Origin of the sequence: Limnobacter sp. UBA3528 (assembly GCF_002377005.1) — a bacterium.
Classification (GTDB): Bacteria; Pseudomonadota; Gammaproteobacteria; order Burkholderiales; family Burkholderiaceae_B; genus Limnobacter.
Genome location: NZ_DFOZ01000044.1, coordinates 1 through 13,100, shown reverse-complemented (window position 1 = coordinate 13,100; position 13,100 = coordinate 1). Strand labels below are relative to the sequence as shown.

Annotated in this window: 9 protein-coding genes and 2 pseudogenes; 1 reads left to right on the top strand and 10 read right to left on the bottom strand. The window is 52.0% G+C overall.

The genetic code is table 11. The annotated features are described in order from the left end of the window. Positions 1-360 (top strand): annotated as a pseudogene (locus B4N58_RS12715) (transposase); the annotation flags it as partial. Between the two features lie 546 nt (positions 361-906). Here the strand turns inward: B4N58_RS12715 and B4N58_RS12710 are convergent. From B4N58_RS12710 to B4N58_RS12665, 10 genes and pseudogenes are all read right to left on the bottom strand, one after another. Further along, positions 907-1,080 carry a transposase gene (locus tag B4N58_RS12710; protein ID WP_291749986.1) on the bottom strand — a complete coding sequence of 58 codons (174 nt, stop codon included), beginning with the start codon at positions 1,078-1,080 and terminating at the stop codon, positions 907-909. Positions 1,081-1,208: 128 nt separating this feature from the next. Next, positions 1,209-1,475: a transposase gene (locus B4N58_RS12705; RefSeq protein WP_291749984.1), complete on the bottom strand. Its 267-nt coding sequence runs from the start codon at positions 1,473-1,475 to the stop codon at positions 1,209-1,211. 171 nt (positions 1,476-1,646) lie between these two features. Next, the gene (locus B4N58_RS12700; RefSeq protein WP_291749980.1) at positions 1,647-4,148 is read right to left on the bottom strand and encodes a S8 family peptidase; all 2,502 of its coding nucleotides are present in this window, start codon (positions 4,146-4,148) and stop codon (positions 1,647-1,649) included. Positions 4,149-4,163: 15 nt separating this feature from the next. Continuing rightward, entirely contained in the window at positions 4,164-5,171 is a 1,008-nt protein-coding gene (locus tag B4N58_RS12695; RefSeq protein ID WP_291749977.1) for an AAA family ATPase, read from the bottom strand. Between the two features lie 367 nt (positions 5,172-5,538). Next, complete coding sequence (locus B4N58_RS12690) at positions 5,539-6,774, bottom strand: restriction endonuclease subunit S (RefSeq protein ID WP_291749974.1); 1,236 nt, start codon at positions 6,772-6,774, stop codon at positions 5,539-5,541. Beyond that, positions 6,767-8,401, bottom strand: a complete 1,635-nt coding sequence (locus tag B4N58_RS12685; protein WP_291749972.1) for an HsdM family class I SAM-dependent methyltransferase — start codon at positions 8,399-8,401, stop codon at positions 6,767-6,769. Before B4N58_RS12685 ends, B4N58_RS12690 begins: the two co-directional genes overlap by 8 nt. Next, entirely contained in the window at positions 8,395-11,523 is a 3,129-nt protein-coding gene (locus B4N58_RS12680; protein ID WP_291749969.1) for a type I restriction endonuclease subunit R, read from the bottom strand. The genes B4N58_RS12685 and B4N58_RS12680 overlap by 7 nt, the downstream gene beginning before the upstream one ends. Before the next feature lie 13 nt (positions 11,524-11,536). After that, positions 11,537-11,746, bottom strand: a complete 210-nt coding sequence (locus tag B4N58_RS12675) for a helix-turn-helix domain-containing protein (RefSeq protein WP_291749966.1) — start codon at positions 11,744-11,746, stop codon at positions 11,537-11,539. A 288-nt stretch (positions 11,747-12,034) separates the two neighbouring features. Beyond that, a complete protein-coding gene (locus B4N58_RS12670; RefSeq protein ID WP_291749964.1) occupies positions 12,035-12,451 on the bottom strand; it encodes a hypothetical protein in 417 nt (138 codons plus the stop codon). Then, positions 12,444-13,100: pseudogene (locus B4N58_RS12665) on the bottom strand (integrase); the annotation flags it as partial. The pseudogene B4N58_RS12665 and the gene B4N58_RS12670, both read right to left, overlap by 8 nt.

Here is a 13,100-nt window from a genome sequence, read left to right as displayed (position 1 = left end):
AGACTTTAATGGTGTTACTGACACACGCAGAAACCACTCGCCAGACTTTAAAGCCAAAGTGACCTTAGAAGCGGTTCGAGGCGAACAACCACTTGCCGAGCTTGCCCAGAAATACGATGTGCACGCCACCCAGATTGCCCCGTGGAAAGCAGAATTGCTGCAAGGCGCATCCAGCGTATTTGGCGCCACCAAGGCCGCTGAATCCACTGTTGATGTCAAAGTGTTGCACGCAAAAATTGGTGAACTGACCCTGGAGAATGATTTTTTAGAAAGCGCGCTCACCAAGGCGGGATTGCTGAGCGCAAAACGATGATCGACCCGACACATGATTTGCCGATGAGCAAACAGGCCAAGATTCTTCACATGGCCAGTGAACTTGCCCCCTGAATGACAGTACCGGACGTATTCCTTAAACTTGGAACTAGGAATACATCTATGTTTACGACTATGAATTCAAATGGCAAGCCCGAGTGAGTTGAAGTGATTACGGGTGTCCAGCGCCGACGGCGCTGGACACCCTCCGAGAAGTTGGCTTTGGTCCAGGAACCTTTGCTATTTTTTTAGAAGGATCTCTAACGAAAGCCCAAAAATTGCACAAAATTATCGGAGGAGACTTCCAAATTCAGCGTAAGGATAGTTGACCGTTTAAAAGCTCAGTTATCTAGGATTCGGATAAAACATGTACGGCAAGACTAAAAAACTTTGGTAAATAACGCTGACGTCAAAAAGATACAGACGAATTCAAAGCAAATTTTCCCAAAGCTTTTGTATCCTGAAAGTTAAAAATGCACGTACCCAAGGTAGATTAGTTTCATCGCACAAACACTTGGATACCAACTTGGAACCTGAAAACCCAAGCCAAGCGTTTTTTCACCTTTGTTCGAATGCTAGAGAGACTTTGCTTGATCAGTTACGGTTGTAGCCACGCTGCGAAGCAAGCTTGGCTTGCTTGATCAGTTTGTACAAGCGGTGTTTGCCGCACTTGGCACCAATGTCACGAAGGTCATCAGCCACTTTGCGATAGCCATAAATGGAACCGCTCTCCAACCAGCTTTGTTTAATCAGTCCAAGAAATTTCATATCCTGTTTCTGACGCTTTGATTCTGGATTAGCCTGCCAAGCGTAGTAACCACTGCGGTTCACATTCATCACCTTGCACAGGGTTCTAACAGCGTGATTGGGTTCTTCCCTGGCAATGAATGCGTACCTCACCTTGACTGGCTGGCAAAGTACGCGGCGGCCTTTTTTAAGATGTCGCGCTCCTCGGTGACTTTGCGAAGTTCAGCTTGAAGACGTTTGACTTCTTCTTCGGCTGCAGACACCTCAACAGGCTTCTTGAATTCCTTGAGCCATACGTACAGGCTGTGGGTGGACACACCCAGAGCAGCAGAGACCTCGGCCACAGGGCGGCCTCGGTCAACAATTTGACGGATGGCTTCTTGACGAAATTCTTCAGTAAATTGCTTCTTGGACATTGCACGTTTCTCCTTGCACGTATTGTGAGGATAAAAAGTGCCTAGGGAAAGCGGAGCGATTCACACCATCGTCGCGTAGCGTGGTGCAAAAGCTCCATACTCTGGAGATGATTATTGATGCATTCATATTTCTTGCTGTTTCATTAATGGCATCAGTGACACTTGAATCAATTATTCAATGACAACCGGTACACCAATCTGGTTAGCAATTGGAGTGTATAAATCCACGTCAATATCCGGTGCGTTAATTGATACGACCAGAGAGTACCTGATGCGTTGATCATATTGTTCAAGTGCAGGCCTTGTTTTCCACCAACCAAGCGAGGGGTAAACTGCAATGGCACCCCGACTCGCCAGCTCTGCCGCACTGCCTTTCCAAATATCTGAATGCAGCGAGCCTTTATGCCGGTTCTTCTTACCAATCACCCAGTTAGGGTCACTGTCGTTTCTATTCAGACGCTCTTCATCGTCTCTAGCAGCGGCGTTGACTCTGGCTTGAAAGTCTGAATCGCGTTCCAACGGGCGTTTTACATCAAAACGAAGGCCGTGGGACTCATACCGATAGCGCGAGGTCACGCCACGGGCAGAAGGGTTTGGCTCAATAAAGTAAGACAAGGTTACCCGCATTTCTACCTGCGCCTCACTCAACGCCTCAAGCTCTGCCAATGGCCATGGCAATTGGTGCAGGTTCATATCCCTAAGTTGCGGCTCTTTCCCTTTTTCGCGTTTGAACGGATGTAAAAATTCCTCACAGATCATGGTTAACGAGTTATCTGCGCTCCATAGAGCTCTATCGAGGTTTGGCTCTCCGAACCCGCAGTGTCTCACCAATTCGGTTGTTTGAGCCTTGGTTGGTGCCCCTCTTGCAGGCAGAAACATTCGCTTCATGTCTTCTGTCCACTGCGCTGAATGAACGATCAATCCGCGTATGCTTTCTGGCCATAAATTCGGATATCTGGCCATTAATTGTGCCGCCATGCGTGAGCAAAGGGCTGAAGCGGCACTTGTGGCATTGCTTGTCGTAAGCAGGCGTTCCGCGGGATTTTCATGGGTCGTCAGCAGACTTAAGCTTGGCATCCAGGCGGCACCTAGACCGTCTTGTGCCACATTGCCACCTTCAAACACCACGTCTGGCTTTAATGGCCAATGTGTTTGCCAAGTTTGTGAGGTCGTACTGAAAGGACTTAAACCACCAATCTCCGCGATAGATGTGTAGTGCTCGGCCTCCTCCTCAGTGATTCTTGCCAGGTTGGTCATGGCACCCACAGTCAAAGCATTCCATGCCTGTGCCGGATCATGAATGCCGTCGGAGGCATTGCTGTGCGGGTATTCCATCCAGGCGTTAGGGTCTTTAATGTTACCGGCTGATATCACGAATAATTTGGGCGTTTCACCCTGCGCATCTGCATCATAGGCAAGCCGGTCAATTGTTGCCGACCAGGCAGAAGGTCGCCCCCGGTCGCGATTGTCTCTGGCGGTAATCGCCATATTGAAAACCCGTTTGCGGTGCGGTGCCGTAACCGTTGGTCGATCGACTGCCTCAGAGGTAAGGTAACCATGCAGAATGGCGTCACCACCATTGGCCCCGTCTTCCGGCAACAACTTTACGGATTCCAAACGATGCGAAACTGTAACTGGCATCTGACTCGAGAGCGCATCGGTCAGATTACCCAGCAGGGCAAGCCCTGCCATCTCTGTACCATGTCCCTCACTATCATCTAACCCCCAGGCAGGTTCAACACTGTGTTTATCGGTATTGGCAATGGCCTGTTGCAACAACGGGTGCCCATTGTTCACCCCTGTATCAAGCAGGCATACATATGGCACATCAGCATCGTGAGCGGGCAAGGTTAAGCGGTCGTTTAACTCATCAATCCACTGCGGCTGTTCTTCTGGATTTAAAGAATCAAAAAATTCTGCTGTTTCTTTAGCTCGACGCAATTCGGCAATATTGTTTAACGTCATCATCGAGCGTTTCATTTGACCGGCTGAACCATACACCAGCAAAACAGAGCGTTCGGGAAAGGAAAGTTGACCGGGCGCGACACGGAAACTCAGGCCCGTTGCCGCTTCTCGGAATTTTTCAACAACTCCTTGTCGATCCTTCCGCGTCGGCAGCCACACCTCCCACCACAGGTGTTCGTCGTCTGCCGTCGGCATAGCATCGGGTGAATCAGTCCACAGGGCTTGCAACGTTGCCGCACGAATATCCGAAATGGCATTAAGTAACTTACTATGCGCAGGGCCACTCTTTTTGTCCTTGCCGTCATCTAAGTAATCGGTGATGAGTTTTTCGAAAACGCCGAGCTTGCCATCAGGCACAAAGACTGTAGCAAACGTCTTATGGACGTCGTGGCGGACATTTCGAAGTTCGATACCTGATCGTTCGCGGGCAAGGGATTCAAAAGCCAGCTCAACATCCGGAAAGCTTTCAAATTCAATTTGCAGGCCGAATCCTTCGTCAATACCAGCCTGTCGCTGTTGATCGACCGCTTCGGCCAACACTGGCGTCAATTGCTGAAGTTTACCCAGCAGGGCACCACCATGGGCTGCTCGGTCTCGTTCGGGAATCTGTTTGCCACTGCCACCTGTTGCTGGCGATGTAAAGCTTTCAGCCTGCGCGCTGTTTTGAAAAATAAAATGCGGATGGTTATTCGGCTCCCTTGCCGCCATGCGATGTCCTTATCGTTAACTGCTTATATTCAATCGGTTGGAAAGCCTGCGTCGTTCTTCTAGCGCTTGATAAATATCTTTTTCGTATATTTTTTCTACTCGTTCAATTAACGCCGTTTTCAACACTTCATCTGCGGCACGGGTTAACTCGGCATAGCTCAAGCCAAGCGCTTTAGCAGCCAAACGCTTCCAAGAGGTATTTTTAACTGCCAGGCGTGATAAGCGCGATTTCAGCACACTGGCAATGTGCGCTTCATCTGGCAACTCGTAGTGCAGCAGATCATCAAAGCGGCGGAACAGGGCGTTATCCAGAATATCTGGGTGGTTGGTGGCACCGATGATCAGGCTGTGAGAGTCATCCTGCTCAATCATTTGCAGGAAGCTGTTTAGAATACGGCGCACTTCACCCACATCGTTTGCTAGGCCCCTTTGAGAGCCAATAGCATCGAACTCATCAAAGAAATACACACCGCGAGCATGGTGGGTAGATTCAAAGATCTGCCGCAGCTTGGCAGCGGTCTCACCCATGAACTTGGTGATCAGCCCGTCGAGACGCACCTGGAACAACGGCAGACCTAATTCACCGGCCAGTACCGATGCCGTCATGGTTTTGCCCGTACCGGGCGGGCCAACTAACAGCAGTTTACGCCGTGGCGATAATCCGTGGGACAGGATCTCCGCCGCATGCCGCTGCTCGCGGATAATCCGCTCCAACTGTAAGGCAAGCTCGTTATTGAGCACCATATCCCCCAGACGGGATTTGGGGTAACTCACACTCAGCAAGTTAGCCAGTTCGCCCCTAGGCTTGCTGATGGGCACGGCCTTGCTATTTGGTATGCTCCCTGGTAGGGCCGCCCGGCGGGATTTGGCCTGATCAACCAGTGCCCGTAACTCCTCGGCCAGCCTGCCATGGCCGCGCTTGGCCTCATGGGCTGCCACCTGCATGGCGACCGAATAAAAACGGTTTTCGTCGCCCTCCAGATGAGACTGGAGCAGCGCCTTTATTTGGTCTGCACTGGCCATAATGTGGTCCTCCTAACTATGGAGCCATTGTACATTGACGGGTGGTCGATCACGACCAAAAACATTAAGAGACCACTTTGAGCTTTCGGCTCCGCTTGGCACCTGGCTTTGTGGCTACCCTGGGGATTCCAGCTTTTCTTGTTCCCCACATGTTGGCTTCCGTTTGTGCCGTGGGATACTTTGTCGACTTTGATTCGGAGCTTGCTACTCATTTGTTACCCACCCATCAAATCTTCCTTCCTCGGACCTCGGTGTTGGCTCTGCACTTTTGGACCGTATACAGGTTGACAAGGCCAAAGCCCCCCATCACAAGGGCATGTTGCCTTGGTAGCCCCGCAATGTAATGACCCAGCGGGGTCTGCACAGTTTAGGCCACCACTTGGCCGTTCATCAGCAGGGGGAGCAGCCAGTCGCGGAGTTGGGCGAGTTGCTGGTTTTCCATGCTTCGCGTGAAAACCATCTGGTTGTAACTAGAAATCACATCGTCGTATTTCTTGAGGAGCTCAGGTGTTGGGTAGGCTAATGACAAAGAATGCAAATCATCTTTTGTAATTGAACCGAAGGTGGTTCCTTGGCCGTTTCGCCTATCAAAGATCGTCTTGAAGTGCTGCATTACGTAAAACAGAAAACCGTCAAATCCATCTTTACTGTTTAAGGCAGCCAAGCCACGCCCAATACAACAATTGATATGTGCAACATTGATATCGCCTACAGGGGCACGCACACTCAGCAGAATGTCACCGCGTTTTGCCATTCGCACAGGTTGGGTTGTGTATTGGCGAACCGTAGGAAATTGCCAGCCAAAGTCTGTGGAGCCTTGAAAAAACTCGACTCCGTCGCCGACATCATTCAAGGAATCCCCTGTTGGAGAGGTTCCCATTGTGATGTTTGCAATCTGAATTAACTGTTTATCTTTCCACTCCTCCGGAATTTCCCGCTTCAGCGTGGCGTTGTAGACCATCTTGCCGCCGGAGGATTTGTAGGGTTTGCCGTTGGAATCGGGGAAATCGAACTGCACGAACCAGTAGTCGTACAGCATCTTGGCCATCGCCTCCAGCTCAGAATTGATGCGGTTGTTGCAGTCGATTTTGGCGTCGAGGGCTGAGAGGATGGCGGCGATTTTTTTCTGCTCATCCACTTTTGGAAGTGGCGCAGTAACAGCGTAAAGACGCTCGGGAGATGTGTGCTTGACTTTCGAACCAGTAGATGTCAGTCGAATTTGTTCCCGAACAGATTTTGTCTGGAATAAGTAATAGACAAACGATTTGTCGAGCTTCTTTTGGTCTGTAGAAATCAAACCAAGTCGCTGGTTATGGAGATACATGTTTTCATCCGGAACAAAGGCACAGCTACCCAGCAGTCCTGCAGATTGCTCCGTCATCGCAACAATCAAATCACCTTTGCTGTGCAAGTAATCCTCTGGAATATCTCCGAGGTAGTACTTCTCTTTTCCCGCCTGTCTTTTGAACCCGCCTGCTTCATGGAAGTTTCCTGGAGTCAGGACGACGTAGTGGCCACCATCCGAGAAATACTCGCTCTTGAATGGAAACCCATGTTTGATATGCAATTTTCCTTGAAGCGATGAGACCGGCCATTTACTCATACCGCAACCCCACCAACTGCTTCTTGATTTCCTGCTCCAACCCCGCCGATTCTTTGAAAAAGCCATCGAGGCGGTCGGTAAAGTCTTGCAGCTTTTCAGCAAACTGAGTCGGTGTCAGGTCGCTGAATTCGATCTTCACGTCGAAATACTGGCCGGCGCTCAGGCTGTAATTCTTGGCGGCGATGTCGCCGTAGCTCACCACCACAGAAAAATCTTCCACCGTTTGTTTGTCGTTGAAGGTGGCGATGATGCGGTCTTCTTCAGCTTCGGAGAGCAGGGTTTTCTGGTTTTTGCCGTCTTTGACCTTGATGCCAAGATTGGAGGCGTCGATCAGTACCACGTCGGCCTTGTTGCTAGTGTCGATAAACACAATCGACACATTGGTGCCAGTGGTGGCGAAGATGTTGCTGGGCATGGAGACCACGCCAGCGAGCATTTTGTTGTCCACCAGATGCTTGCGGATGCCTTTGTCGATTCCGCTTTGCGCGGTAATAAAGCCAGTGGGCACCACTACTGCTGCTTTACCCCCCGATTTGAGCGAATGAATAATATGCTGCAAAAAGAGTAGATAAATCGCCATCTTGTCTTTTTCTTTGGCCGGAATTTTGGGCACTCCGGCAAAGAAGCGCTCTTTGTATTCCTTGGTATCTAGGTCATTTCTGAAATCAGAGAAATCCATCTTGAACGGTGGATTGCTGACGATGTAGTCGAACTTCTTAAGTGCTTTGCCATCCCGGTGATAGGGTTGGAGCATGGTATTGCCCTGAATGATATTGGGAATGGAGTGCACCAGATTGTTCAGGATCAGGTTCAGGCGCAACAGGCTGGATGATTTTTGCGAGATGTCTTGAGAGTAGATGCTGCAGCGCTGCTCGCCGATGGCGTGGGCGATATTCATCAGCAACGTGCCGGAACCGGCCGAGGGGTCGTAGCAGCTGACGTTATTGACTTTGCCGCGCACATCTTCGGGCACCAGAATGGCGGCCATGATCTTGGCCACGGCGTGGGGGGTGTAGTACTCGGCGTATTTGCCGCCGCTGTCCTTGTTGTAATCCTTGATCAGATATTCAAAGAGCGCGGCGTAGAAATCGTACTTCTCGTTGAAGATGCGCTCGAAGCTGAAGTCGCCCAGCTTGTTTATGATGGCGCGACAGAAGGCGTCGCGCTTGGACAAGTCAGTGATGAATTCGCTGACGCGGTCAAACAGGGTGATCTTGGCGCCGCCATCGGTTTTGACAGCGAAGATGTCGTTGTTGGTGATGGCGATCTCGCGCAGGGTGTCATCGAACAGCTTGGCAAATTCCGGCGCGTTCTGGCGGCCAAACAAGTGGGCGATGAAATGCTCGGGCTTCAGGCGGGCGGTATCTGGCCCCATCTGCATTTGTAGCATATCCAGATCATCGGTGCTCATGGCTGCGATGGTGGCTTCCCAGCTCTCGGCCTTGGCGAGTTCGGGGTGGATTTTCTTGGCCTCGAAAGCGAACTTGTCGTTGAGGAACTTGTAGAGAAAGACCTGAGTGATGATCTTGAATTCGTTGCCATCGTTGCCCAGTCCATATGCTGCGCAAATGGCTTTTAGACTGTTGATCAGTTCACGGGTGCGTTGTTCAAATTGCTGGGTTACCAAGGCTGTGCTCCGGTGCTACGCACAGCGCCCACGCGGGCACCGGCGCTAAATTCATTCATGTATTCGGCCACCACCAGCTGGTTGATGCCGCGGGTGGCGTCGGGGGTGAGTTTGATGTGCTGGCGGGTGTAGAACTCGCCAATCACGATGGGCTGCATCATGCGTTCGAAGTAGCTTTCGTTGTTCAGCAGCTGGGTGTTTTGCAGCACTTGTTCGTCGGCCTGCGCTTTCACGCCAACCAGTGCTTCGAACAGTTTGCGTTCGGTCTGTGCGACATCACCTTTTTCTTGCAGGCGCTTGTGAATGCGCATGTATTTGGCATCGCCCCGGTATTTGGCGCGCAGCTGGTTGTTCTGGCGGTTTAGCTCTTTAACCTTGTCGTGAATGGCGTTGAGCGCGCCGATATTGGCCGTCATCTCTTCCTGACTGACTTCGCTCAGTTTCTTTTTCTTGAAAAGGCGTTCCAGTTCTTCGCGCAAGGTGATGAATTTGGGGTCGCCCTGATCAAAGTTGTCAGCCAAGGCTTCGCGCGTTTGGCGCAGGGTGCTCTTCAGCTTGTCGGCCAGCACGATTTCTTCTTCGCGGATTTTGGCGAATTTGAAGATCACCTCTTCCAGTGCGACATTGAGCAGTTGACTGGTGTCGGTGGCCGATTCGATGGATTCTTTGAGGATGAGCAGGTCGAGGTGGTTGCAGGTTTCGCGATAGAGCTGGCCCAGCTTGTGGAAATCCAGCTGCTGCAACTGCGCATAGTCGCCTTGCAGGCGGATCAGGTTGTAGAGGTTGCGGGCGTCGCCCAGTGCCTTTTTGAGCGCCAGCACCGTGGCACGGTCTTGAATCTGGCTTAGCTGCTTGGAAAACTCTTCGGCGTTTTCGATGCTGAAGCTGAACAGGATGTCCTTGATGGCTTCGATTTCCTGGGTGATCTCTTCGGAGGATTTAAACAGGTTGGAGTAATGCTCTATCTCGTCGCCCAGCTCGGATTGCAACTCGTCAAAATAATCTTTGTTGGTTTTATCGAACTCTTTACGGATGTCGGCAAAGTCGACCACATAACCGTAGCGAAAATCCTTGTAGGTGCGGTTGACGCGGGTGAGCGCCTGCAGCAGGTTGTGCGCCTTGATGATGCGGCCGAGGTAGAGCTTTTTCAGGCGCTTTGCGTCGAAACCGGTAAGCAGCATGTTGTAGACAAACAGCAGGTCGATCTTGCCAGCCTTGAAATCTTCCACCCAATCTTTGCGTTCGTCCTTGCTGCCCACATCGTGCAGGATGAGCGCGGCGGTTTTGGCGCGGTTTTCCAGCTGCGTGCGCGCGGCGTAGCTATCGGGCTGCTCGGCGGCGATCAAGGCTGGCGCGGAGTCTTGCAGGTTATATGCCGGTGTGGGCTGGGCGGCGTACACGGTGCTGAAAATCTCGAACATCTGCCGGGCCTGTTCGGCACTATCACAGATCACCATGCCACCAATGCTGGCCTCACCCAAGGCGCTGCGGCTTTTCTCGAAGTCGCGCACGATGTAGTCGAGCATAGGTTCGACGAATTTCGGGTGCGAGTAGATGAGCTTGCGGTCGATATCGCCCTGCTGCAGTTTGACGGCGGCGAGAGCCTCTTGCAGCGAGAGCTTGTAGTTAGTGGCGATTTCTTCGCGGATCAGGCGCAGGGTGTAGCCATCGGCAATGGAGGCGTTGTAGTAATACTTGTGGAGGTAGTCGCCAAACAGGACGCGCGAGTTGTAATCATCGCCCAAGAGCGGCGTGCCGGTGAGGCCGATCTTGATGGCGTTGCGGTCGGACTGGCTGAGATTGGCAAGAAAACTGCCTTGCGGGCTGTAGCTGCGGTGAACCTCGTCCAGAAAGTAAACACGCTGGATGTTGAAGTCGTAATCCTCGGCGCGCACCACGTCCGGGTCGTCCTGAAACTTCTGGATATTGACCACGGTAATTTCAGGCTTGCCGCTGTGGTTGTGCAGCACCTGCGTGGTTTTAATGTCGCGGGCGAAGGCGTCGCGGCTGTCGATGGTGTGCACCACCAGCCCACGACCGGCAAACTCCCGCTGCGCCTGCGTGGCCAGATCCAGCCGATCCACGATGAAGTAAAACTTGGGGATGACGCCTTTGCGCTGGAAGTAATCGGTGAGGAAGCGGGTGTTGTAATATGCCAGCGCGGTTTTGCCACTGCCCTGCGTGTGCCAGATGATGCCTTTCTTGACCCCGGCATTCAACTTTTTCTCGATGGCCTTGGTGGCGAAAAGCTGGGGGTAGCGCATGACGTGCTTTTGTAGACCATCGCTTTCATTGACGTAGGCCAGCGCAAAGCGCAGCAAAAAAGCCAAACGATCCCGACTAAACAGAGACGTGCAAATGCGGTTGGTGGGTGTATCCGGCGACTTGTTGGTTAAAAACTCCGGACTGTGCTTGATGACGTTGAGATTGTTGTCACGCAACACGTCGTTTTCGAGTGTGTCGTCTTCAGCGGCCAGAAGCTGGGTGAGGTCCAGCGTCTCTTCTTCGCGGAAGTAGTTGAAGACCGGCGCGTCGTAGGATGGACTGGCGTAAAACGCGCCCTCGATGGGCTGCGGCGAACCATCTTCGTACTCCATGTTGTTGGAGAAAACCATCAACTGCGTGATATTAATGAAGCGCCGGAATTTGGGGTTGCGACTGCGCGTGATGATGCGGCTGCGCTCGGCCAGCACACCTTCGCGGTTGTTGGGCTTCTTGACCTCGATGAAAGCCAGCGGCATGCCGTTGATGAGCAGGGTGATGTCGGGGCGGAACTCGTCGTCGCCGTTTTTGCAGGTCAGTTCCGTAACGACGTGGAAGCTGTTGTTGTCGCAGTTTTCGAAGTCGATCAGGCGGGTACCCGAGCGCTCGGTGAGCCGGTCGTAAAACGCTTTGCCGAGGTCTTCATTATCTAGCAGCAGTTTCACATCGGCCAGCAACCGGGTGAGGTCATCCGCACTCAAATCAGGATTAATGCGGGCGATGGCTTCGTTGAAAAGCACCGGGAAGATGTTGGTGTCGAGGTCCCAAACGGCATCTTTAAGGGAGAGATAGCGGTAGCCCAGCCGCACCAGGTGCAGGATGCACGGAATCTTGACCCGTGAGTCTTCGCTGAAAACCATCTGACCTGCCCCCTTATTGTTCTTTCTGTGTAGGTTGACCTGAACCCTCATCTGCACCGCCAGCTCGAACCCATTCATCGACCTCGGACAGCTGGAATTTCCACAGCCGCCCGATCTTGTGCGCGGGCAGGCCCTTGCGCTCGCGCCAGCGGTAAACGGTGTCTTTCACCACACCCAAATGCCGGGCAACATCGATGGCAGTGACCCACGGTTCGGAGTTCATGGCATTGGCGCTCACAGGGGCATCAAAGTCGTTTTAAGTCGTCATGAGTCTACCAGACACTCGCATTGGCGACCACACTGAAATGGACGTATCCGTCCTTCTTGACCAAGCCTTCCGAACTGGTAAGGTATAGGCAGTTCGACCGCCTTGTTCCGCATATTCTCGAGCACTAAGGTCAGGTAGGCCAACGGGTTCACCCCGTTGAGCTTGAAGCTTTTCGCTCGGAAACCCATGACTGGAACTTGGCAAGGTTGTCTTTGGCGATTTGTTGGCCGGACAGCTTGCTCTTTATTTGACATCCACGGTTCTTTCCCTGTCTATTCGAGGGAGTTCTGCATTGAGCTGGCGTTCATTAAGGCCATGCTTATAGGCGTTGTACTGCCATTTGACGAACTGCTCCAACAGCGCGTCGTTCCTCATTCTCAATTCTTCATTTTCGGTCTGAAGCCTTGCTATGCGCTGAGCTGCTACGGCGAGACTGCTGGGCATAGCCGTCTTTGGCCCATTTACTTTCAGACCTCTTTTTTTGGCGGTATAGGCGCCCTTGATAGCCCCGTGTGCATTGAGAGTCTGTCGAGTTGGTGCCTTTCCGATGACTTTCGCAGAGGCTTCAACGATCCCGTCCCAGGATATCTTTTCGGTTGGCCAACCGCGAATGATGTCTACAATCGCTGCGATATCGACCTGATTCAGGTGCTTAGCCACGGTCACCTTCCAGCAATCGTGACATATCGGCAAGGAGCGAAGCATCGGGAGTCTTTAGCTCCAAAGCCTCCACAGCCTTGACTCTAATTACCCTACGAAGGTGACTGAAGTCCTTACCATCTCGCAACTTTATCTGCGCCCCATCGGGAATCTGCGGACTTTCCAGAATCTCGACTAGTTGCCTAAGGCGTTCAACTGTCTTCTGATGGTATTCATACCATCTGTCCGCTCCGGCAAACCCATTGTTGACGGCCGCCTCTGCCTCGGCATAGTCCTTCTCCACCTGAGTCAGGCGTATTTTTATGCGCTCTAATCTTTCGGCATCGTCTTTTCCCAACCCTTTGACACACACATGCTCGTCACAATTGAGGCAGTCGCGAAACTTTTCGCACGGTGACATGATGAAATCGTGACTACATACGCCATACGTACTGACATGTACCGCACCGCGCTCCATCAGATTGATTTCCTGAGTAGACACTGGAACGTGCTGGCTAACTTCACCCTTTGGGCCAAAAAGCGTCAGGGAAGTATCCAGAGCTTCTGCCTTGGCGACCATTTCCCATTCGCTCATATGGTTGTAAACACGATTCTGCTTTGCATCTGCACGCCCTGCCCACTTAGCATGTTGATTTGCACCCAAATTTGA